Source organism: Olleya sp. YS (assembly GCF_029760915.1).
Classification (GTDB): domain Bacteria; phylum Bacteroidota; class Bacteroidia; order Flavobacteriales; family Flavobacteriaceae; genus Olleya.
In genome coordinates, this window is record NZ_CP121685.1 from 19,854 (window position 1) to 43,216 (window position 23,363).

Consider the following 23,363-nt stretch of genomic DNA (forward strand, 5'->3'; position numbering starts at 1 on the left):
TGAACAACATGTATCGAGAACATTTAATCAAAAATTATAAAATTAACCATTGAAAACATTAAGATTAATATTAGGCGACCAACTTAACAGTAAACATAGTTGGTATAAAGAAGACCAAGACAACGTTGTGTACTGTTTATTTGAAATGCGTCAAGAAACAGACTATGTAACGCATCATATCCAAAAAGTTATTGGTTTTTTTGCTGCAATGAGAGACTTTGCGCAACACCTAGAAAAGCAAGATTGCAAAGTAGTTTATTTTAAGTTAGACGATAAGCAAAACACGCAAAGTCTAACAGAAAACTTAACCTTTTTAATTAAAGAACATCATATTAAAAAATTTGAATATCAGCTTCCTGATGAGCATCGTTTAGATGAGCAACTAACTGCTTTTTGTAAAGATTTAGATATAGACTCACAAAGTTTTTCTACAGAACATTTTTACACTAAAAGACAAGACTTAGCTACTTTTTTTAAAGGAAAAAAACAGTTTTTAATGGAAAACTTCTATCGTGATATGCGTAAAAAACACGATATATTAATGGTAGCTGGACAACCTGAAGGTGGTAAATGGAATTATGATAAAAGCAATCGTAATAAATGGAAAGGAGAACATGACATCCCAACTTACAAATACTATAAAAATAATGTTGAAAATATAGTTTCGCTTTTAGAAAAAGAAGATGTAATAACCATAGGTGAATTTGACACTAAAACCTTTAGCTATCCTATCAACAGGACTCAAGCTTTAGATCAGTTAAAGTATTTTTGTGAAGTGCTTCTCATCCATTTTGGTGATTACCAAGACGCCATGCATACAGACGAAGTGTATTTATTTCATTCTAGATTGTCCTTTGCTATGAATCTTAAAATTATTTCACCAAAAAATGTGGTAGATACTGTCTTAAATTATTGGCGAAAACATGGTGAAAATATCAACATTAGTCAAGTTGAAGGATATATTAGACAAATCATTGGCTGGCGTGAGTATATGCGTGGCATGTATTGGGCTTTAACGCCTGACTACAAGTCTTTAAATCATCTAGAAAACAATAACAAGCTACCCGATTTTTTCTGGACTGGTAACACCAAAATGAATTGCTTAAAACAAGCCATAACCAATAGTTTAGATAACGGTTACGCACACCACATCCAACGCTTGATGGTAACTGGTAATTTTGCTTTATTAGCGCAAATACATCCAGATGACGTTGACGCATGGTATTTAGGCATATACGTAGATGCTATTGAGTGGGTTCAACTTCCCAACACAAGAGGAATGAGCCAATTTGCAGATGGCGGAAAAATAGCAACAAAACCTTACGTATCTAGCGGAAGTTACATCAATAAAATGAGTAATTATTGTGATAGTTGCCATTACAATAAAAAAGAAAAACTAGGAGACAATGCTTGTCCTTTTAATAGTCTATATTGGAATTTTCTGGACGATAAACGCCAACAATTAGGCAATAATTTTAGAATGGGTATGATGTATAGTCTTTTGGATAAAATGGAAAAAACACAACTCAGTCAAATTAAAGAAAGAGCACAAAAAATTATCGAAAATCCAGATGCTTTTTAATAACAAATGAAACAGAACCTAAGCATCGTTTGGCTAAAAAGAGACCTTCGTTTACAGGATAATGAAGCCATAACAAATGCTGCTAATTCTGGTAATCGTATCCTTCTACTCTATGTTTTTGAAGATTTCATGATTGAGGATAAACATTACAGTCAACGACATTGGGATTTTGTAAAACAATCATTGCAGGATTTAAATTTGCAATTAAAAACTTATAACTCTAAAATTTTAACCATAAATACAAAGGTTGAATTGGCTATTAAAACATTACAATCTCAATTTAATATTACTCATGTTTTTTCTCATCAAGAAACAGGATTACTTTCTACTTATAAAAGAGATATCGCTTTCGCTGAGTTCTGCAAAAAACAGAATATTATTTGGACAGAAAACATCAATAATGGTGTACAACGCGGAATAACCAATAGACAAACTTGGGTTGAAGATTGGGAAACTTTTATGATTCAAGATGACTTTGTATTTAACCCAAAAGACAAACAACTACTTACTGTTTTAGAAGTTGAAACCCTTGAAAAAAGTTTTAAAACGGTTTCACTTAAAACAACACCAAATACAAACTTCCAAAAAGGCGGAACTACTACTGGATTAAAATATTTACGTTCTTTTTTTAAAGAACGTTATAAAAACTACATGTTTCATATCTCAAAACCCTTAGAAGCCAGAACAGGTTGTAGTCGGTTATCACCATATATTGCTTGGGGAAATTTATCTATAAAACAAGTTATAAATGTAGCTGCAGAAGTAAGAAATCAATCTAAACACAAACGTCACTTAAATGCATTTATATCTAGATTACGTTGGCAATCACATTTTATTCAAAAGTTCGAGATGGAACACTTCATGGAACATAGAAGTTTAAATAAAGGCTATTTAACACTAAATAAACCAGTAAATAAAGCCTATCAAGATGCTTGGAAAACAGGACATACAGGTTTCCCATTGGTGGATGCTTGCATGCGTTGTTTAAACACAACAGGTTATCTCAATTTTAGGATGCGTGCGTTAGTCGTATCCTTTTTTACTCACAACTTATGGCAACCTTGGCAAGATTTAAGTGAGCATCTAGCAAGTCTGTTTTTAGATTTCGAAACAGGAATACACTATCCTCAAATACAGATGCAAGCTGGTGAAACAGGTATAAATATGCTACGTATTTACAACCCATTAAAAAATAGCATAGAACATGATCCTGATGGTTTGTTTATTAAAAAATGGGTTCCGGAATTGACAAACTTAGACGCTCCATTTATACATAATCCTTCAGAAATGTCTTATTTTGATCAGCAACTAACTGGTTTTGAATTGGGCAAAGACTATCCCTTCCCGATTATAAATGAAAAAGAAACCAGAAAACATGCTAGCAATATTCTTTGGAGTGTGAAAGAGCTTCCTCTTGTAAAAAAAGAAAGTTATCGAATTTTAAAACGACATACTTTAAGCGATAGAAAACAAATGCTTCGCAACCAATAGATTTGTAACATTTTACATTAAAACACCTTCAAATGTTAAATTTTGTTTAACATTAATTATTAAAAGTTAAACATTTTGTACATTTGAGTATATTCCAATATCGTTTGATACTAAACACAACACATACAAGTAAAGAAAATAAAGAGCTTATCAATGATTTGGTAGGCAAACCATTTACATTCTTACAAAGTGTAAAAATGAAAGGTGTTGGATCTAAGCGTATGATTATTGATGAAGTTAGCCCAAACATGGCATCAATATTGAATACTATTGATGATATTAATTATGGTAATATTGAATTAAGACCAAAGGGTATTATTATACACATTATTAAAGGTTTAAAAAACTTTGCATGGGTTATACCATATTATCAATTGGTGATTTACAAAATAAACGGAACTAGTATTCATTCAAACGGAAAATTTATTCATTTTAGAAATAATAAAACGTTTAAAGAAAACAAGAAATTTTTTGATAAATTATTAAATGAAAAAGTAAAATATGATGAACAGTTTAATTTTTCGCCAATATAAATGACAACAAAATTTACAATTGAAGAACTAGATCGCATCATAGAAATGGCTTGGGAAGATCGCACACCATTTGATGCTATTACATTTCAATTTGGCATCAAAGAGCAAGAAATTATACAAATCATGCGACGCGAAATGAAACCAAGTAGTTTCAGATTATGGAGAGCAAGAGTCCAAGGAAGAAGTACAAAACATAGTAAAAAAAGACCATTTGAAGAAGGTCGATTTAAATGCACAAGACAAAAACAAATTACACACAACAAAATATCTAAACGTTAGGTATATATAAAATCTGCTTTGATTTAGTAAAACTAAATACAGCAACTAAAAAAGACAACATGAACAACAAACAAACACTGGTAAAAACAAACGGTCATCACTTAAACGGTTTTGATATTGAAGAAATCGGAGACGACCACCTTTACACTGGTTTGGAAACACCAATGAGAGCAGACGCTTTCAAGCTTTCTGACAAAGAAAAAAAGGAAAGAATAGCTATATTATTTGAAGAAATAATGGAAGTAATGGGCTTGGATTTGACCGATGATTCATTAAAAGGTACACCTAATCGTGTAGCAAAAATGTACATTGATGAAATATTTTCTGGATTAAACCCTCAAAATAAGCCAAAAATTGCGTTATTTGACAACAAATACCAATACAATCAAATGTTGGTGGAGAAAAACATTACTTTCTACTCCAACTGTGAGCATCACTTTGTGCCCATAATAGGTAAAGCTCACGTAGCCTATATTTCTTCAGGAAAAGTCATAGGCTTATCAAAATTAAATAGAATTGTACAGTATTATGCTAAACGTCCTCAGGTACAAGAGCGCTTAACAAATCAAATAGCAGAAGACCTAAAAGCAACTTTACAAACAGATGATGTTGCTGTAATTATTGATGCCAAGCATTTATGTGTTTCGTCACGAGGTATTAAAGATGAATCTTCTGCTACAGTAACAACTTTCTATGGTGGACAATTTAATACACCAGAGAAAATAGCCGAATTACAGAATTATTTAAAAGAGTAAGATTATGAGCATTGTAGAAAAAGCATTAGAGTTTGCAGACAGAAAGCACAAATTTGTAACCACTAGCGACAGAATTATAGCTGCAAGAGAAGTCAAAGATTTAATTTTAGGAGTTAATGAACTTTATAAAGAAAATAAAGATCAAGAATTAATGGACTTAATGAAACGCCTAACTGTTATTAAACAGAAAATTGAAAAGCGCCTTAAAGGTAGACCTTCTGCTGCATAAACAGAAAAAGAAAATTTTCATAAACACTTAAAAAGTGGTACTAATTGGCGCATAAAAAATGTGTAGTACCGCTTTTTTTATACCTAAAAATTAAAAAAATGAAACATTTAGTTATTGTTGGAGGCAGTAAAGGCATAGGTAAAGCTATTACAGAAACCTTTTTAAATAATCACAAAGTCACAAATATTAGTCGCTCTGCTCCAGAGCTAACTCATAATAATCTAACGCATTATAGTTGCGATGTATTAACAGATGATTTACCAGACATAGAAAGCGTAGATACGTTAATTTATTGTCCTGGAAGTATTAATTTAAAACCTATTGGACGTTTAAAATTAGACGATTTTAGAGAGGATTTTGAAATTAATGTACTAGGTGCAGTTAAAGCCATACAAAAGTATATAGACCCATTAAAAAAAGGACAACATCCATCTATTGTACTTTTTAGTACTGTAGCCTCTAAACTAGGTATGCCTTTTCATGCAAGCGTTGCAGCGTCTAAAAGTGCAGTTGAGGGATTAGTAAAATCTATTGGAGCAGAAATGGCTCCAACAGTAAGGATTAACGCTATTGCACCTACCGTTACAGATACAGATTTAGCTTCAAAGTTACTACGTAATGAGAAAATGATTGAAAACATGACCGAACGCCATCCGCTTAAAAAGTTTTTAAATCCTCAAGAAGTTGCAGATATGGCAGAATTCTTAACGTCTACCAAAGCTGCGTCAATTTCGGGACAAATATTTGAAATGGACTGCGGAATTGTAAGTTTTAAAATTTAAAGTATGAATCCTTTTAAAGCATTTGCTGCCACCTTATTTTCAAAATCAGAATCAACCTTGATAGAGCCAATGTCTATTTACGATATCGAAATTAATAGTTTGCAAGGCAAAACTATTAATTTAAAAACCTTTAAAGGTAAACATATACTATTTGTTAATGTTGCTTCAAAATGTGGATTCACATCACAATACAAAGACTTACAGGAACTTCATGAAGCGCATAATGACAAACTACAAATCATTGGAGTACCATGTAATCAATTTGGAAATCAAGAACCTGGAGATGCAAATACAATAGAAGAATTTTGTGAGGTTAACTATGGTGTATTGTTTTTGATTACAGAAAAAATAGATGTAAAAGGTAATAAACAACATCCACTTTACGAATGGTTAACCCAAAAGCAAAAAAATGGAGTTAGCAATTCTAAAGTAAAATGGAATTTCCAAAAATATTTAGTTAATCCTGAAGGGCAGTTAGTAGATTACTTTTATTCTATGACCAATCCAAACAGTTCAAAAATTATAAAATACTTAAAATGAAACTATTAAAACCATTACTACTCTTTTTAGTCATCAATTTTGGAGGATTGGCATTAGGCAGTTGGCTTATGGATAATGGACCATCATCAGAATGGTACAATAATCTTAACCAAGCACCATGGACACCTCCAGGATGGGTATTTGGCGTAGCATGGACGACCATAATGATTTGCTTTTCAATATACTTAGCATATTTATTTACAAAGATAAACACACAAAAACTAAAGCTAGTATTTGCATTACAAGTATTTTTAAATGTTGTTTGGAATTATATTTTCTTTAATCAACATCAAGTTTTTTTAGGTTTAATTACAATTACAGCTTTAACAATAGTCATCTTTTATTTCTTCTTTAATTACAGACAAGAAATGAAAAACTTAAGTTATTTACTACTACCCTATATGGTATGGCTACTTATTGCTACTTCACTTAATGGATATATTTTATTAAACAACTAGAAATCAATTTGTATGAAAATATACAGACTACATAAAAAACAAAATTTACCAATTACTAAAGTTGAAGCTTGGAAGTTTTTATCAGATCCAAAAAATCTAAAGACTATCACTCCAGATTATATGGGCTTTAATATCTTGTCTGGTGCAGACAGACCTATGTTTGCAGGTCAAATTATACAATATATTGTCACACCAGTGTTAGGGATTAAAACTAAATGGGTTACAGAAATTACACACGTTAAGGAAGGTGAGTATTTTGTAGATGAGCAACGTTTTGGTCCTTACGCTTTATGGCATCATAAACATTTTATAAATGATATTGATGGTGGTGTAGAAATGGAAGATATTATAGATTATAAAATACCTTTAGGTTTTCTAGGTCAGTTAGCTCATCCTATTCTAGTCAAACCCAAGTTAGAAGAAATCTTTAATTATAGAACTAAAAAGCTTGAAGAGCTGTTTGGTAAATATTAAATAAAAAAATAAAGACTTATAACTCAAAAATGAAAAAACAAGTAAATATATTCTGGTTTAGACGCGATTTAAGATTAGACGATAATCTTGGGTTTTACAATGCCCTAAAATCTGATTATCCTGTGTTACCTATTTTTATTTTTGATAAAGAAATATTAGATAAACTACCAGAAGATGATGCACGTATTACCTTTATTTTTGAAACGCTACAAAATATGCGTAATACACTACAAGAGGAGCATAACAGTAGTTTAGCAATGTTTTATGGCACACCAAAAAACACGTTTGAACAATTGATTAAAGACTATCAAATTAACACTGTGTTTACCAATCATGATTATGAACCTTATGCAACAGAGCGTGACAAAACTATTAAGTCGTTATTAGAAGACCATAATATTAAGTTTAAGACCTATAAAGATCAAGTTATTTTTGAAAAAGATGAAGTCGTAAAAAAAGATGGCGACCCTTATGTGGTATACACACCATATATGAGAACATGGAAAGAACAATTTAAATCACATGATTTAGACATTTACTATACTAATTCCTATCTAAATAATCTCATAGAACATACAAGATTACCTAATGTTAGCCTGTCGGATATGGGCTTTAAAACATCCTCACAAGAGATTAAAGATTATACAGTAACACCAACACTAATACAGGAGTATGAAGATACCAGAAATTTTCCTGCTAAAGACAGTACGTCTCGTTTAGGGCCTCATTTACGTTTTGGAACTGTCAGTGTTAGGAAAATGGTTAAAAAGGCTATTGCCGAAAAAAATGAAATTTTTTGGCAAGAGTTAATTTGGCGTGAGTTTTTTATGCAAATCTTATGGCATTTTCCACATACTAAAGACGAAGCGTTTAAATCTAAATATGATCGTATAGAATGGCGTAACAACGAAAAAGAATTTAAAGCATGGTGTGAAGGTAAAACGGGTTATCCTTTAGTAGATGCTGGTATGCGACAACTTAACCAAACAGGATTTATGCACAATCGTGTGCGTATGTTAGTTGGTAGTTTTTTATGTAAACATTTATTAATTGATTGGCGTTGGGGAGAAGCCTATTTTGCAGAGAAACTACACGACTATGAGATGGCATCTAATGTTGGAAATTGGCAATGGGTTGCAGGATCTGGTGTAGATGCTTCACCATATTTTAGAATTTTTAATCCAACCACACAAATAGATAAGTTTGACAAGGAACATAAATTTATTAAGCAATGGGTTCCAGAGTATCAAGAATCTAATTATCCAGAACCGATAGTAGACCATAAAGAAGCAAGAGAGCGCTGTTTAAAGGTCTATAAGGAAGCGGTTGGATAAATTGGATAAAAAATAAATTCTGATAAAGATCAAATCAATTAATATAAAACTCTGTAATTTATTGTCAAATTTACTGTAGAGTTAGTTATATATTATTAACTTTATGTTCATTCAAGCTATTAATCCATACCAATCGCGTTAAAAACGTCGATAAACCAACAACATGTACCAACTTAATTACCATTCAAAATCAAAATCAGGGTTAGTTCTAAAAGATCTAGAAAACATTCTTGAAAGTGCTATCTTCACAAATTCCTCAAGAGATATTACAGGTTGCCTTATTTTTCATAATAAAAATTTTGTACAAATATTAGAAGGTAAAAAAAAGGATGTACAAGACGTTTATGAAAAAATTAAAATGGATAATAGACACTCTGATGTCACATTACTTTGGGAAAATAAGGTAGACAAACGATATTTCCCGGAATGGAATATGGCCTACCACAAACCAGAAAATGAAAACTTAAAACAATATGTCAATAACCTAATGTTACTTTCAGCTCTTTCAGATAGATCGACAGGATCGTTACTAAGTTTTTGGGCAACTGTCCGTAAAATATTAAATAATGATAAAAAACATCAACTAAAAGAAATTTAGCATTTAATGAGCAAAACTTGGATACTTATATTATCAATTTTACTGTTTTTAATACTCACTTTTGTGTATTGGAAATTAACTAGAGGGTATGTGCAACGAGTTATGGGTGAAAAAATGTGGTCGCATTGGGGAAATCGCACATTTTATTGGACCAATGTGCTATTAGTTAGTGGGTCGTTGACAGTATTGGTTATTTACCTTCTTAAAGGATCCAATATTATAGATTTTTAATTGTCTACAAAATTAAATCCAACCTTCACGTTTTGCTAATTCTTCGATATGTGCATAGTGATGGTTACAATGCCAAGCATAAATCCCTAAATTTTCGGTTAACGCTACTGTTTCATTACCTTCTGGATGGATAAATGTTCGATGTAACTGCTCTAAATTTAGTCCTTTAACAAAATATACCAATTTAGCATGCACAGCCTTTATATGATATAATGATGCATCAATAGGTTGACTATAATCGTGTTGCTTAGCCCAATCTTGTTCGTTATATGCTTTAATAATAGGGTTATCTTCAGTCATAGCCCATTTAAATCTGGTGTAACTATTATGATGACTATCTGCAACGTGATGTACAACTTGCCTAACCGTCCAGCCCTCTGGTCTGTATGGTGTGTCCAATTGTTTGTCTGTAAAATCAGACACTAATTGCTCCAGTCTATTTGGAAAATGTTCTAAAATAGAAATCCAAGCATCTATTGTAGACGCTGAAATAGTTGTTGGACAATCAAATGTACCTATAGGATATTTAAGCTGTTCTAATTCTTGGTCAGTCATAAGCATAAAAGTAAATAAAAAAACCTCAAAAGTTCCGAAACGTTGGAATTAATCTTTTGAGGTTTTTTTATCTAATAGCTAAAGGCTAAAACCAAAAGCATTTTTTTAACTAACAGCTACAAGCTCTACATCAAATACAAGAATAGCATCTGGTGGAATCACTCCTCCTGCTCCTCTTGCTCCATATCCTAAATCTGAAGGAATTACAAATCGTGCTTTATCACCTACGTTTAATAATTGGATACCTTCGTCCCAACCAGAAATAACTTGTCCTACTCCTACTTGAAAATCTAAAGGTTGGTTACGCTTGTAAGAACTATCAAACACTGTTCCGTCTGCTAGTTGACCTTTATAATGTACAGATACTTGGTTACCCTTTTCTGCTTTTTTACCATTTCCTTTTTGGATGATTTGGTAACGTAAACCGCTTTCTGTCTCTTCAAAACCTACAGCTAATTTATCTAAGGCTTCACGTTTTGCTTCACGTTCTGCAGCAACACGTTTTTCTCTAGCTCCTTCAAACGTTCTAAAGGCTTCAATAGCATTAAAGTTTTCTGCATCCTTACCGACTCTTACAATTTCTAAAGTGTCAATTTGATCACCTTGTGCTATTGCATCAACTACATCTTGACCTTCAATAACTTTTCCAAATACTGTATGATTACCATCTAACCAATCTGTTGCAATATGAGTGATAAAAAACTGACTACCATTGGTTCCAGGTCCAGCATTAGCCATACTTAAAACGCCAGGTCCATCATGCTTTAATTGAGGGTGGAACTCGTCATCAAACTTGTAACCTGGATTTCCTGTTCCTGTACCTTGAGGACAACCACCTTGTATCATAAAATCTGGAATCACTCTATGAAATTTTAAACCATCATAATAAGGCGTCCCTTGAGGTTTTACAGCATTTTCCATATTTCCTTCTGCTAAAGCTACGAAGTTTCCTACGGTTCCTGGTGTTTTTTCAAATTCCAAAGCGACTAAAATTTCGCCTTTTGTTGTATTAAATTTTGCGTATAATCCGTCTTGCATGTCATTGTTTTTTAATAAGGTGCAAAGATAGGAAACTAACATGCAAGTTTAAAAGTTAAAACTAGAAAGTTTGATCGGCTAATTTTTAGTAGTTTTGACCAAATTAAAATAAAAGAATGGGAATTTTTAGCAGTTTCAAAAAGAAACAAAACCAAGAAAATAGTGATCCAAATTATATTGAAACCATCTTAAAACATAGTCAAGATGAACCTCTTGGTGTAGCAGATAATAATCTGATTTATGCAGGATATAATGAGCTAGGTGGTTATTATTACTTTCAGACTTATGTAATTGGTAAATTTAAACTTAAAACCAAAACTGGTGCAAAATTGCGCATAGAAGGTACTAATTACACTTTAGATTTAAATGCTGATATGGATGAACTAGAATCTGAACCAGCAGACATATTTAAAGGTTATGTTACCAGAATAGATTTTGAAATTGAAAAAGACGTAGTAGAAACCATAAGACGTTCGACAATTAAAGAACTAATATTAACTACTAAAAAAAACAAACTTGTTTTTAAGCCTTTTAAAAAATCTGAAGTTTAAAACAAAATACTTTTTACTTTTCACTTTTCACTTTTCACCTAATTAGCAACTTCACTAATAAACTTGATGCGATACAATCGTAATTCTTCATCATCATAATCACCATCAAATTCATCAATAGCCACATCTATTTTATCTGTTTCAGACTCCATAAAATAATCATGTAACTCTTCTTGTTGGTCTTCGTCTAAAATATCGTTAATCCAATAATCAATATTCAACTTAGTCCCAGAATAGACAATTGCTTCCATTTCTTTAATAAAAGCTGCCATTTCCATGCCTTTTGCAGAAGCGATATCCGTTAATGGTAGTTTTCGGTCAACATTTTGGATGATATATAATTTTAATCCAGAGTTGCTTCCAGTAGATTTAACGACTAAATCGTCTGGTCTAGTAATATCATTATCTTCTACGTATTGACCTATAAGTTTTACAAAATCTTTACCATATTTTTTAGCTTTACCTTCTCCAACACCATGTACATTGGATAGTTCTTCAATTGTAGTTGGATATTTTAGTGCCATATCCTCTAAAGAAGGGTCTTGAAATATAACAAAAGGTGGTACACCTAATTTTTTAGCATTGGTTTTGCGTAGGTCTTTTAGCATTTTCATTAATGCTTCATCCACTACTACTCCTCCACCCTTTTGAGCTGTTATGATGTTACTATCGGCATCGTCACCAAAATCATGATCTTTAGTCATCATAAACGATTCTGGTTTTTTAATAAAGTCTTTACCTTTAGGAGTTAATTTAATAACACCGTAAGTTTCTATATCTTTTTTAAGTAATCCTGCTACTAAGATTTGTCGTGTCAAAGCCATCCAATAGGATTTCTCTTTATCTTTTCCTTTACCAAAAAAGGGTTGGTCATCTGTTTTATGAGAGCTTATTAATGCATTAGACTTACCAACAATAACATTAACTAACTCTTTTGCTTTATATTTTTCGTTTGTCGCATCAACTATTTCTAATACTAATTTAGCATCCTCTTTGGCTTCTTGTTTTTCTTTAGGATGACGCATATTATCATCCATATCTCCACCTTCACCTGTTTCATTATCAAACTCTTCACCAAAATAGTGCAGTATAAATTTACGTCTTGAGATTGAGGTTTCCGCGAAAGCAACCACTTCTTGTAATAATGCGTGACCAATTTCTTGCTCTGCAACAGGCTTACCAGACATAAATTTTTCTAACTTTTCTATGTCTTTATAAGCATAATAGGCTAAACAATGACCTTCTCCTCCATCACGTCCAGCACGTCCAGTTTCTTGATAATAACTCTCTATGCTTTTTGGGATATCATGATGGATAACAAAGCGAACGTCTGGCTTGTCAATTCCCATTCCAAAAGCAATGGTTGCTACTACAACGTCTATATCTTCCATCAAAAACATATCTTGATGACTAGATCGTTTTTTAGCATCTAAACCTGCATGATATGGCACAGCTTTAATCCCATTAACTTGCAAGACTTGAGCGAGTTCTTCCACACGTTTTCTACTTAAACAGTAGATTATACCAGATTTTCCTTCATGTTGTTTTACAAAACGAATAATATCTGAGTCTACTTGTTTGGTTTTAGGACGTATCTCGTAATATAAATTTGGTCTGTTAAATGATGCTTTAAAGGTATTAGCATCGTTCATACCTAAATTTTTCAAGATATCTTCTTGTACTTTAGGTGTTGCAGTTGCTGTTAACCCTATAATTGGAATATTATCGCCAATACGCTTAATTATAGATCTTAAATTACGGTATTCTGGTCTAAAATCATGTCCCCATTCACTAATACAATGGGCTTCATCAACAGCCATAAACGAGATTTTTACTGTTCGCAAAAATTCGACATTTTCTTCTTTAGTTAAAGATTCTGGAGCTACATACAATAGTTTAGTAATACCATTAGTAATGTCTGCTTTAACTTGTTTGACTTCAGTTTTATTTAAAGAAGAATTTAATACATGTGCTACACCATTTTCATTTGAGACACCTCGTATGGCATCTACCTGATTTTTCATCAGTGCAATTAAAGGCGATACTACTATAGCTGTACCGTCTTGCATTAAAGCTGGAAGTTGGTAGCATAAGCTTTTACCACCTCCTGTTGGCATAATTACAAATGTATTTTTTTGTTCTAGGATACTTTTTATAACTTGTTCTTGAAGACCTTTAAACTCGTCAAAACCAAAGTATTTTTTTAGTGCTGAATGCAAATCGCTTTTCACTAGATATAACTTACGTATTAAATTAATTATTTACACTTACATACTTTAGGCACACAAATAAATAGTTGCTAAGAATTGAATTCCCCTCCCAATTTTTTCGCTAAATTTGTTGCCATTAAGAATCTATAAAACTGTAGTTGTTTTTAGATTAAGACTAAAGATACTAAAATCTTTATAAACCAAAAAAATTAAAGACATTGAAAACTAAAGCGTCCATTATTAATAGCGCAATCGAAACTATTAAACTAGAAGGACAGTCTATACTTAACCTTTCAACATTAATTGATAATGATTTTGCAGAAGCTGTAGAACTTATCTACAATTCTAAAGGACGTGTCATAATTACAGGGATTGGTAAAAGTGCAATTATTGCTACCAAAATAGTGGCTACGCTTAATTCTACTGGGACACCAGCTGTATTTATGCACGCTGCAGATGCCATACATGGTGACTTAGGATTGATTTTGGAAGATGATGTAGTAATCTGTATTTCTAAAAGTGGAAACACACCAGAAATTAAAGTTTTGGTGCCTTTAATTAAAAATGCTGAAAATAAAATGATTGCCATTACTGGTAATAAAGATTCCTTTTTAGGGCAACAAGCCGATTTTGTTTTAAATGCGTTTGTACAGAAAGAAGCTTGTCCTAATAATTTAGCACCTACAACCAGTACCACAGCACAACTCGTCCTTGGTGATGCATTAGCTGTTAGTTTATTAGAATTACGTGGTTTTTCAAGTAAAGATTTTGCAAAATATCATCCTGGTGGTGCCTTAGGTAAAAAGTTATACTTAAGAGTACATGATATATCTTCTGTTAATATGAAACCTGAAGTAGCTTTGGACACCAATATCAAACAAGTTATTGTAGAGATTTCAGAAAAAATGCTAGGCGTCACAGCTGTTACTGAAAACAACAAGATTGTTGGAATTATTACCGATGGTGATTTGCGTCGTATGCTAAGTAAAGTTGATGATTTTAGTCAATTAACTGCTAAAGATATTATGAGTGCCAACCCTAAGCGCATAGAGGAAGACGCTATGGCTATAGACGCTATGGAAGTGTTGGAAACGTATGGGATATCTCAATTATTAGTCGAAAAAGAAGGTCTTTATGCTGGTGTCGTACATGTACATGATTTAATTAGAGAAGGGATTTTATAATGGCAAAGAAAGATGTAAATGAGATGTCGTTTTTAGATCATCTCGAAGATTTAAGATGGCATTTAATTAGAATAGTTACAGCAGTAGTTATTTGCGGAATCATAGCGTTTTGTTTCCCAAGTTTTATTTTTGATACTATTTTATTTGCGCCTCAGAAAATGTCTTTTCCAACCTATCAATGGTTGTGTAATTTGTCTCAATTCTTTGGAATAAACGATATTAGTTTTTGTGCAGACGCCTTTCCGTTTATCATTCAAAACCGCGAAATGGCTGGACAATTTTCTATTCATATCTGGACTTCTATTTATACAGGTTTTATTGTTGCCTTTCCATATATTATTTATCAATTATGGCATTTTATTAGTCCTGGATTAACTGCTAAAGAAAGAAAAACTTCAACTGGATTTATTATTATTTCATCATTGCTGTTTTTTATGGGTGTATTATTTGGTTATTACATAATCACACCTTTATCTATTAATTTCTTAGGAACATATTCTGTAAGTGCAGAAGTGTCCAATGAGATAGACATTTCATCCTACGTAGGTTTAGTAAGAGCTGCAGTTTTAGCGTCAGGAATTATCTTCGAGTTGCCTATCCTTATTTATTTTTTAGCAAAGGTAGGATTAGTTACTGCAGAGTTTTTACGCAAATACCGCAAATTTGCATTAGTCATTGTATTAATACTGTCTGCAATAATCACGCCTCCAGATGTAGCCAGTCAAATTATAGTAGCAATTCCTGTGTTGATTTTATATGAAATCAGTATTCATATTGCTAGAATAGTAGTAAAAAGAGATTTAAAAAAACAGAATAAACATGTCAGACCAAGTTAAAGACTTTAACGACTATCGTGCTAAGATGAACGACAAAATTCTTAGCGATAATAACAAAATAATCAAACGTATTTTTAATCTAGACACCAATGCATTTACCGAAGGTGCTTTAGACGTTAAAACTAAAGAATTGTTAGGCTTAGTAGCCTCAACCGTTTTACGTTGTGACGATTGCGTTAAATACCATCTAGAATCAAGCTTTAAGCAAGGTTTATCTAAAGCAGAAGTTATGGAAACCTTAAGCATAGCTACGTTAATTGGTGGTACTATAGTTATTCCTCATTTAAGACGTGCTTACGAGTATTGGGAAGCATTAGAAGCACAAGGTTAAACTTTACATAAAATAATAGTCCTATTTTAATAGTTATATCTAAATGACTATTTTTAGCACAATTAAACACACCACATGAAGCTTAGAGCCGAACATTTAATGAAGTCCTATAATGGACGTAAAGTTGTAAAAGACGTCTCTCTTGAGGTTAATCAAGGAGAAATTGTAGGATTATTAGGTCCAAATGGAGCTGGTAAAACCACATCGTTTTATATGATTGTTGGTTTAATTAAGCCTAATGGTGGGCAAATATTTTTGGATAATACAGAAATTACTAAATATCCAATGTACAAGCGTGCACAAAATGGTATTGGTTACTTAGCACAGGAAGCATCTGTATTTAGAAAACTAAGTATTGAAGATAATATTTTAAGTGTTTTACAACTAACGAAGCTTAGTAAAAAGGAGCAATTACACCGAATGGAGTCTTTGATTGAAGAATTCAGTTTAGGACACATTAGAAAAAACAGAGGTGATTTATTGTCTGGTGGTGAGCGTCGTCGTACAGAAATTGCACGTGCTTTAGCCACAAATCCTAGTTTTATTTTATTAGATGAACCCTTTGCAGGAGTTGATCCAGTTGCAGTAGAAGATATTCAACGTATAGTCGCACAATTAACCAAAAAGAATATTGGTATTTTAATTACAGACCACAACGTACAAGAAACTTTAGCTATTACAGATAGAACCTATTTAATGTTTGAAGGAAGCATCCTAAAGGCAGGAGAACCTGAAGAATTGGCTAACGATGAAATGGTACGTAAAGTGTACTTAGGACAAAATTTTGAGTTGCGTAAAAAGAAGATTAGAGAATAGTACTAATAATTCACTACCTCATAAAAAAAATCCCAATTGAAATTCAATTGGGATTTTTTTTATGACAACTTATCTTTCTTAGTATCTTTCATCATTGCTTTCTGCTCTGCCAAAATCTTTCTTTGATAACGACCTTGTACAACATCTGTTATCACTAATATAGCAATCACAAAGTAGAAGGTTGTTTTACTCATTGATTCTATTGGGTTGCCAAATAACTTTAAATGTGCTAAGTGACCACCTTCAGTGACTAACATAATTCCTACTATAAATAGGATAAATAAGCCAAGGACTTCGTACATTCTGTTTTTTGCTAAAAACACTGAAATTCTATCTGCTAAAAACAACATTAATAACCCACTAATAACAATAGCTATTGCCATGACAATGAAAGCAGTTGTGCTATTTTCAATATCGCTAGTTAATCCAATTGCTGCTAAAATAGAATCGAATGAAAATACTAAATTCATAATAACTATACTAGTAATTACTGCATTGGCAGATTTTCTACTTTTACCATCACCTTCAATATCATGATCTAAATCAGGAGCACCAATCATGTGCCAAATTTCTTTTATAGCAGTATAAATTATAAATCCACCACCAGCAAGCACAATTAGACTATGTCCATTAAATTCAAAGGATGCAACGTCTCCAATTTCTCCAGTTAAAAAAGAAAATGGCTCTTGAAAAAAACCAATGATTCTAACCAATACAAATAGTAAAACTATTCTTAAAACAATAGCGATTAAAATCCCCTTTTTTCTAACCCCTTTTTGATCGGCTTCTGGTGCTTTTTTGGACTCTAAAGAAATATATAACAGGTTATCAAAGCCTAAAACAGCTTGTAATAAAATAAGCATTAGTAATGTAAAAACAACTTCTAACATAGTATAAGATTAGTTAATATTATTAAATAAGGATAGTAAAATATATAAGGCAATAATAATTGGTATGGCTGCAAAATGCAAGACAATTAATAGCACGATACTTAAAATAATAAAGATGTAACGGACTGCATTAGTCTTAAACGACCAATCTTTAAATTTTAAAGCAAATAGTTTTATAGGTGAGTTTAATAAGTAACAACTCGTTAAAGTTAGAGCAATTAAAAACCACTTGTTTAATATTGTTGCGTTAATTAAATCGTTATTCTGAAACTCTAAAATTAAAGGCAGAGATAAAATTAGCAAGGCGTTTGCAGGTGTTGGCAAGCCTTTAAAGTAGCTTTGTTGGTCTTCGTCTAAATTAAAACGTGCTAACCTGTAAGCAGATGCTAACGTAATAAATAATCCAATAAAGGGTAACAAATTTAACTTATAACCACTCCATTGCATAGTTTCTGACCATTCACTTACAGGTGTTATAGCTTTGCTATTACTAGCTAACTCTAATAACTTAAACATGATAATTCCAGGCACCAAACCGCTAGTTACCATATCGGCCAAGCTATCTAACTGTAAACCTAGCTCACTTTGGACTTTTAATTTTCTAGCTAATAGACCATCAAAAAAATCAAAGAAAATACCTAAAAACACAAAAAAAGCAGCAAACACAAAATGGTTATTGACTGCAAAGATGACTGCCACACTTCCGCAGAATAAATTTAGAAGTGTTACAAAATTTGGTATAAAAGCTTTAATAGTCATTAGTTAGTTTTTTGTAAAAATAGCAAAGTATTTTGGTCTATTCCAAACACTAAACAATATAGTATTAAAATTGAAGTTTAATATATAGAAAAATTATAGCATCTTTGTAAAAAAAATTGACATTGAAAATACGCTTACTAGCTTTTTTATTACTGAGCACGTCCATAAGTATAGCTCAAACTACACGTAAATATTCTAACGAATTTATGAATATTGGCGTGGATGCAGCTGCATTAGGTATGAGTAATGCTGTTGTTGCACGAAGCAGCGACGTTAATTCTGGTTATTGGAATCCTGCTGGATTAATAAACTTAGAAGACAACCAGTTAGCCTTAATGCACTCTAGCTACTTTGCAAATATTGCTAATTACGACTATGCTGCATTCGCTATGCCATTAGATGACAGGAGTGCTTTTGGAATCTCTTTGATACGTTTTGCGGTTGATGATATTTTAGACACTACACAATTAATTGACGAACAAGGAAATGTAAACTATGATAGAATCAGCTTGTTTTCTACTGCAGATTACGGGTTAACGTTTTCGTATTCTAGAGATTTACCTATTGAAGGTTTAAGCTACGGAGTCAATGCCAAAATTATTAGACGTATTATTGGAGATTTTGCTTCAAGTTGGGGTTTTGGGTTAGATGCTGCCATTCAATTTGAAAGTAACAATAATTGGAAGTTTGGTATCATGGCTCGAGATATAACAACCACTTTTAATGCTTGGAATATTGATGAAGACGAATTTGCTAAAGTGCAAAACGCTGTTGAAGGACAAAACCAAGAATTACCTGAAACTACAGAAATCACCATACCTAAGCTGCAAATTGGTGTGGCTAAATTATACCGTTTTCATTACGATTATACATTGGAAGCCGAGTTAGATTTAAATGTTAGATTCGAGCAGAATAACGATATTCTATCCTCCTCTTTTGCAAGTATTAATCCAGCTTTAGGATTTGAATTTGGGTATTTAGATATGATTTATTTAAGAACTGGAGTTGGTAATTTTCAAAACGAATTACAGTTTGATAACTCGGAAGATTTGACCTTTCAGCCTAGCTTTGGTGTAGGTTTTAAATATAAGGGTATTCAAGTGGATTATGCTTTTACAGATATTGGCGACCAAAGTGTCGCTTTATACTCTAATGTGTTTTCTTTAAAACTTGATTTTAGTGTGTTTAGATAAGTTATCTTTGTAGTATGACCTTAGTATTACGTTTATTCTTTTTATTTCTAGTTTCTACCAGTTTTTCTCAAACATTACCTTTATCTGAAGATAGTACTGTTAGTGTCATAACTTTTGGTCCAGGTAGCAATTTAAATGATGCTTTTGGACATAATGCTATCCGTATTAAATCTCGTTTTTTTGATAGAGCTTATGACTTTGGTCGATATAACTTTGATGACCCAAATTTTTATCTAAATTTTGCTCAAGGGAAATTAAAATATCTTCAAGGAAAAACAAACTATCAAGGTTTCATTACTTCATACATCAATGATGACAGAACTATTATAGAACAACAATTAAATCTAACAACTTCACAAAAACAACAATTATATAATTACTTAGAAGCCAACTATAAGAAAAATGAAGGCGCCTATTTATATGACTTTTTTTATGATAATTGTGCTACCAAAATTAGAGATATAATTGAAACGACTTTAAACGGAAATTTAAATTACAATTTACCTAAAGACTACAAAGACCAAACATTTAGGACATTAATTGATAAACACCTACATTGGAATACTTGGGGAAGTTTTGGAATTGACATTGCACTTGGTTCCATAATTGACAGAGAGGCTACTCCTAGAGAACAGCTATTTTTACCTGAAAAAATTTATCAATTTTTTGAAGTTGCGACTTTAAAAAATTCTGGAGAAAAATTAGTTAGCAACACCAAGGTTATTTACACTAAAGAAGGAGTTAATGAAAACAAGCAAGCCAATTTTTTAATAAGCCCTCTATTTACAATATTGATAATTTCTGCAATTATTATTTTTTTAACTTACAAAGACTTTAAAAACAAAAAAAGAACTAAATGGTTAGATCTTATTGTTTTTATATTAACTGGATTGGTTGGATTGGTTTTATTTTTATTGTGGTTTGCTACGGATCACACAGGTACAGCTTATAACTATAATTTATTATGGGCTTTTCCTTTAAGTTTATTTTGCGTGTTACAATTATTAAAAGTCAATCCTAAAAAATGGTTTATTGGGTATATTAAATTTTTGATTTTAATGCTATGTCTAATGTCATTACATTGGACTATTGGTGTGCAACGCTTTGCTCCTGCTTTAATTCCTTTAGTATTTACTCTGTCTGTTAGATATGTGTTTTTGTTGAATTATTTCAAGAAAACTGCATAGCTTTTTTAATCGATAAGTTACCAGAATAAATTTTATACTCAACACTGTTGACTACTAATTATTGTCCTCTAAAAAAGATTACTGTGCTTAAAGTTTTAACAATAATATTAATGTCCAATAAAAAACTACGGTGTTTGATGTAATACAAATCGTATTGAAGTTTTAACAAACTATCATCTATACTTGAACCATAACGTGCTTTTACTTGAGCCCAACCTGTAAGTCCAGGTTTTACAATGTGTCTTGTCTCATAAAATGGAATGACTTGAGATAACTCGTCCACAAAATATGGTCGTTCTGGACGTGGTCCAATCAAACTCATATCTCCTTTTAGAATATTTATAAATTGAGGAAATTCATCAAAACGAGAGACACGCAAAAACTTCCCAAAAGCAGTAATCCGACTATCATTTTTGGTAGCCCAAACCGCACCTTTAGTTTCAGCATTTTTAACCATAGTTCTAAACTTATAGATTTTAAATGGTACTCCGTTTTTACCAACACGTTCTTGAGTGTAAAATAAAGCTCCTCTATTTCCAATAAGGTTTCCTAGTAACACTATTGGTAACAACAAAGTACCAATAATCAAACCAATAATGGATAATACAACATCAAATAACCGTCTATATGTTAAGTACAGTTTATTTTTATTATTTCGACTAAATGGAAAATATTTATAAAAGTCTTTACCTACAAACTGTACAGGGACACGATATGTAATATCTTCATATACCTGAGTATATTCTTTAATTGGGAATCCTTTTTCTAATAGTGTGATTAAATCTGAATAGATGGAAGGTGTAATGTTTTCAGAATTATAACTTGCTACAACCACTTCAGAAATACTCTCATCCTTAATAATTTGATGCATTGCTGTAGGCTCATATTCTTTTAAACCTTTAAATTTTACAGCATCAGTTTTTTCGGTTTCACAATTTATAAAACCAACTATTTTATAGTTAGGATCTGCATTAGCAAAAGCATCGATAATACTTTTTATATTTGACGTTTCGCCAACCAATAACACCTTTTTAAAAAATCGTGGTGATGAAATAAAAGTAATGTAAGCCCAACGCCAAAGGTATAACCCAAATAATATGGCTAAATAAAAATATAAAATTTGCAATCTATTTTCTGGTAAAGAAGGCGTAAAAAATGGGGTTAGTAAATAAAATAAAACAGTTACTGATGTGGTTAATAAAACAGTACCCAAAACGGTCTCTAACCGACTAGATTTTTGTAAATCGTATAATTCTAGAACTGTTCCAAATACAGAGATATACAATGCAAGTACAATAAACCAAGCCCAATGTTGATCATAGACTCTAAAATAATCAAATTCAAAAAAAGTACTAACTACAAACAAAGACAAACCAACAAAAAGCAAATCAAACAAACGTAATAAAATTTTACGTTCAGAAATTTCAAAGTGAATGCCACTAGTATCTGTCATTGGTATTGGTTGGAAGAATTATTTCAAAGATAACAAGTAATTGTATTATAACAAGTTTTTTACTTTAAAGTGGTTAACCATTGTTGTTTAATATGTTTCCAATCAAATGATTCGGCTTTTAATCGTGCTTGTTTTATAACAGATGTTCTAAAAACAGTATTGTTTTTATATTGTTTAATAGCATCTACAAAAGCTTCTGGATGATTTGGATTGACTAGTATACCTTCGCTATTATGCTCTATTAAATATGGTAGTCCTCCAACATTAGTAGATACTATTGGTAAACCTAAAGCCATAGCTTCAATAACACTAACAGGTGTGTTATCAAAATTTGTAGTATTAATAAACACTGAGTAGTTAGTTGATAATGCTACCCATTCTTTTTTGGTTAGCTTTCCTGTAAAAGTCACATCAATACCTAATTGGTCTGCATATGCTTTGGTGGTTTTCAAGCTCCCATCATTATCTGGTCCGACCATACATAGTGTCGCTTTTGGGTATATTTTTTTTAATTGAAATAAAATAGTTACAGCAAGCTTAGGATTGTATAGGTTAGAAAAGGATCGAACCCAAAGCAAATCAACCTTATCCATAGATCGCTCAGTAAATGAATAATTATTAATAGAAATACTATTAGGAATTACTGACACATTGAAATATCCAAATGTTTCAAATTCAGATTTAATAAAATCAGAGGGTGAAATATTTATATAAGATTTATTAAATATCGAAGCGCTGAGTTTAGGATTATTTTTTAAACGCTTTGGTAAATTACCTCCATGTAATATTGGTATGTACTTTAAGTTTAACCATTGACACAATTTGCTAACTGCATATGCATAAAAAAAATTTAAGGTGCTGTAGGTATCAATTAAAACATAGTCTGTCGTTTTTCTCTTTTGAAAAACCGTCCATAACATATCCAGAAATCTCAAAATAATATTTGAATAGCTTGATGCATATGTAACCTCAAAACCTGCTGCCTCAAGCCCTTTTCCAAGGGTGTCAATAGTTGTAGCAGTTTTACCTTTTTTTGATAACTTGTTGCCTATGTAAACTAAGTGCTTCAAATAG

The 23,363-nt window shown here is 31.8% G+C and carries 27 protein-coding genes; 20 read left to right on the forward strand and 7 right to left on the reverse strand.

Translation table 11 applies throughout. The annotated features are described in order from the left end of the window. Positions 1 to 49: 49 nt before the first annotated feature. The 13 genes from Ollyesu_RS00120 (at position 50) to Ollyesu_RS00180 (ending at position 9,286) form a co-directional block, all read left to right on the forward strand. On the forward strand, positions 50 to 1,582 hold the full coding sequence (locus Ollyesu_RS00120; RefSeq protein ID WP_279301788.1) for a cryptochrome/photolyase family protein: 1,533 nt from the start codon (positions 50 to 52) through the stop codon (positions 1,580 to 1,582). Positions 1,583 to 1,588: 6 nt separating this feature from the next. Next, entirely contained in the window at positions 1,589 to 3,073 is a 1,485-nt protein-coding gene (locus Ollyesu_RS00125) for an FAD-binding domain-containing protein (RefSeq protein ID WP_279301789.1), read from the forward strand. 83 nt (positions 3,074 to 3,156) lie between these two features. Next, complete coding sequence (locus Ollyesu_RS00130; RefSeq protein ID WP_347567256.1) at positions 3,157 to 3,606, forward strand: hypothetical protein; 450 nt, start codon at positions 3,157 to 3,159, stop codon at positions 3,604 to 3,606. Beyond that, a complete protein-coding gene (locus Ollyesu_RS00135; protein ID WP_279301790.1) occupies positions 3,607 to 3,885 on the forward strand; it encodes a TIGR03643 family protein in 279 nt (92 codons plus the stop codon). A gap of 59 nt (positions 3,886 to 3,944) precedes the next feature. Continuing rightward, positions 3,945 to 4,640 (forward strand): GTP cyclohydrolase I FolE, encoded by a 696-nt coding sequence (gene folE, locus Ollyesu_RS00140; protein WP_279301791.1) that lies wholly within the window; start codon positions 3,945 to 3,947, stop codon positions 4,638 to 4,640. Between the two features lie 4 nt (positions 4,641 to 4,644). Further along, positions 4,645 to 4,869 (forward strand): hypothetical protein, encoded by a 225-nt coding sequence (locus tag Ollyesu_RS00145; RefSeq protein WP_279301792.1) that lies wholly within the window; start codon positions 4,645 to 4,647, stop codon positions 4,867 to 4,869. A gap of 98 nt (positions 4,870 to 4,967) precedes the next feature. Continuing rightward, positions 4,968 to 5,651 (forward strand): SDR family NAD(P)-dependent oxidoreductase, encoded by a 684-nt coding sequence (locus Ollyesu_RS00150; RefSeq protein WP_279301793.1) that lies wholly within the window; start codon positions 4,968 to 4,970, stop codon positions 5,649 to 5,651. A 3-nt stretch (positions 5,652 to 5,654) separates the two neighbouring features. Continuing rightward, on the forward strand, positions 5,655 to 6,191 hold the full coding sequence (locus tag Ollyesu_RS00155) for a glutathione peroxidase (protein WP_279301794.1): 537 nt from the start codon (positions 5,655 to 5,657) through the stop codon (positions 6,189 to 6,191). Next, positions 6,188 to 6,649: a tryptophan-rich sensory protein gene (locus Ollyesu_RS00160; protein WP_279301795.1), complete on the forward strand. Its 462-nt coding sequence runs from the start codon at positions 6,188 to 6,190 to the stop codon at positions 6,647 to 6,649. Before Ollyesu_RS00155 ends, Ollyesu_RS00160 begins: the two co-directional genes overlap by 4 nt. A 12-nt stretch (positions 6,650 to 6,661) precedes the next feature. Continuing rightward, positions 6,662 to 7,123, forward strand: coding sequence for an SRPBCC family protein (locus tag Ollyesu_RS00165; protein WP_279301796.1), 462 nt, complete (start codon positions 6,662 to 6,664; stop codon positions 7,121 to 7,123). A gap of 29 nt (positions 7,124 to 7,152) precedes the next feature. Continuing rightward, a complete protein-coding gene (locus Ollyesu_RS00170; RefSeq protein ID WP_279301797.1) occupies positions 7,153 to 8,457 on the forward strand; it encodes a deoxyribodipyrimidine photo-lyase in 1,305 nt (434 codons plus the stop codon). Between the two features lie 163 nt (positions 8,458 to 8,620). Further along, positions 8,621 to 9,055, forward strand: coding sequence for a BLUF domain-containing protein (locus tag Ollyesu_RS00175; RefSeq protein ID WP_279301798.1), 435 nt, complete (start codon positions 8,621 to 8,623; stop codon positions 9,053 to 9,055). Positions 9,056 to 9,061: 6 nt separating this feature from the next. Then, positions 9,062 to 9,286, forward strand: a complete 225-nt coding sequence (locus Ollyesu_RS00180) for a hypothetical protein (protein WP_279301799.1) — start codon at positions 9,062 to 9,064, stop codon at positions 9,284 to 9,286. A gap of 12 nt (positions 9,287 to 9,298) precedes the next feature. On the opposite strand, the gene Ollyesu_RS00185 is transcribed toward Ollyesu_RS00180, so the two are convergent. Continuing rightward, complete coding sequence (locus Ollyesu_RS00185; RefSeq protein ID WP_279301800.1) at positions 9,299 to 9,841, reverse strand: YfiT family bacillithiol transferase; 543 nt, start codon at positions 9,839 to 9,841, stop codon at positions 9,299 to 9,301. A 105-nt stretch (positions 9,842 to 9,946) separates the two neighbouring features. Continuing rightward, complete coding sequence (locus Ollyesu_RS00190; protein ID WP_279301801.1) at positions 9,947 to 10,879, reverse strand: peptidylprolyl isomerase; 933 nt, start codon at positions 10,877 to 10,879, stop codon at positions 9,947 to 9,949. Positions 10,880 to 10,995: 116 nt separating this feature from the next. Here Ollyesu_RS00190 and Ollyesu_RS00195 point away from each other — a divergent pair, with 116 nt between their 5' ends. After that, positions 10,996 to 11,430 (forward strand): hypothetical protein, encoded by a 435-nt coding sequence (locus Ollyesu_RS00195; protein WP_279301802.1) that lies wholly within the window; start codon positions 10,996 to 10,998, stop codon positions 11,428 to 11,430. 38 nt (positions 11,431 to 11,468) lie between these two features. Here the strand turns inward: Ollyesu_RS00195 and recQ are convergent, their stop codons facing one another. Beyond that, entirely contained in the window at positions 11,469 to 13,661 is a 2,193-nt protein-coding gene (gene recQ / locus Ollyesu_RS00200; RefSeq protein WP_279301803.1) for a DNA helicase RecQ, read from the reverse strand. Positions 13,662 to 13,858: 197 nt separating this feature from the next. Between recQ and Ollyesu_RS00205 the strand changes: the two genes are divergently transcribed. The 4 genes from Ollyesu_RS00205 to lptB all read left to right on the forward strand — a co-directional run bounded on the left by Ollyesu_RS00205 (position 13,859) and on the right by lptB (position 16,807). After that, the gene (locus Ollyesu_RS00205) at positions 13,859 to 14,824 is read left to right on the forward strand and encodes a KpsF/GutQ family sugar-phosphate isomerase (RefSeq protein WP_279301804.1); all 966 of its coding nucleotides are present in this window, start codon (positions 13,859 to 13,861) and stop codon (positions 14,822 to 14,824) included. Beyond that, the gene (gene tatC / locus Ollyesu_RS00210) at positions 14,824 to 15,660 is read left to right on the forward strand and encodes a twin-arginine translocase subunit TatC (protein ID WP_279301805.1); all 837 of its coding nucleotides are present in this window, start codon (positions 14,824 to 14,826) and stop codon (positions 15,658 to 15,660) included. Before Ollyesu_RS00205 ends, tatC begins: the two co-directional genes overlap by 1 nt. Next, complete coding sequence (locus Ollyesu_RS00215) at positions 15,644 to 15,991, forward strand: carboxymuconolactone decarboxylase family protein (RefSeq protein ID WP_279301806.1); 348 nt, start codon at positions 15,644 to 15,646, stop codon at positions 15,989 to 15,991. The genes tatC and Ollyesu_RS00215 overlap by 17 nt, the downstream gene beginning before the upstream one ends. A 75-nt stretch (positions 15,992 to 16,066) precedes the next feature. After that, positions 16,067 to 16,807 (forward strand): LPS export ABC transporter ATP-binding protein, encoded by a 741-nt coding sequence (lptB, locus tag Ollyesu_RS00220; protein ID WP_111659127.1) that lies wholly within the window; start codon positions 16,067 to 16,069, stop codon positions 16,805 to 16,807. A gap of 59 nt (positions 16,808 to 16,866) precedes the next feature. Here the strand turns inward: lptB and Ollyesu_RS00225 are convergent, their stop codons facing one another. Both Ollyesu_RS00225 and Ollyesu_RS00230 read right to left on the reverse strand, forming a co-directional pair. Continuing rightward, positions 16,867 to 17,697, reverse strand: a complete 831-nt coding sequence (locus tag Ollyesu_RS00225; protein ID WP_279301807.1) for a tellurium resistance protein TerC — start codon at positions 17,695 to 17,697, stop codon at positions 16,867 to 16,869. A gap of 9 nt (positions 17,698 to 17,706) precedes the next feature. Continuing rightward, positions 17,707 to 18,456, reverse strand: a complete 750-nt coding sequence (locus tag Ollyesu_RS00230; protein WP_279301808.1) for a CDP-alcohol phosphatidyltransferase family protein — start codon at positions 18,454 to 18,456, stop codon at positions 17,707 to 17,709. A gap of 206 nt (positions 18,457 to 18,662) precedes the next feature. Between Ollyesu_RS00230 and Ollyesu_RS00235 the strand changes: the two genes are divergently transcribed. Continuing rightward, a complete protein-coding gene (locus Ollyesu_RS00235; protein WP_279303081.1) occupies positions 18,663 to 19,649 on the forward strand; it encodes a PorV/PorQ family protein in 987 nt (328 codons plus the stop codon). 14 nt (positions 19,650 to 19,663) lie between these two features. Next, the gene (locus Ollyesu_RS00240) at positions 19,664 to 20,836 is read left to right on the forward strand and encodes a DUF4105 domain-containing protein (RefSeq protein ID WP_279301809.1); all 1,173 of its coding nucleotides are present in this window, start codon (positions 19,664 to 19,666) and stop codon (positions 20,834 to 20,836) included. Positions 20,837 to 20,894: 58 nt separating this feature from the next. On the opposite strand, the gene Ollyesu_RS00245 is transcribed toward Ollyesu_RS00240, so the two are convergent. Both Ollyesu_RS00245 and Ollyesu_RS00250 read right to left on the reverse strand, forming a co-directional pair. Continuing rightward, the gene (locus tag Ollyesu_RS00245; RefSeq protein ID WP_279301810.1) at positions 20,895 to 22,289 is read right to left on the reverse strand and encodes a sugar transferase; all 1,395 of its coding nucleotides are present in this window, start codon (positions 22,287 to 22,289) and stop codon (positions 20,895 to 20,897) included. A gap of 59 nt (positions 22,290 to 22,348) precedes the next feature. Next, entirely contained in the window at positions 22,349 to 23,359 is a 1,011-nt protein-coding gene (locus Ollyesu_RS00250; protein ID WP_279301811.1) for a glycosyltransferase, read from the reverse strand. Between the last annotated feature and the right edge of the window lie 4 nt (positions 23,360 to 23,363).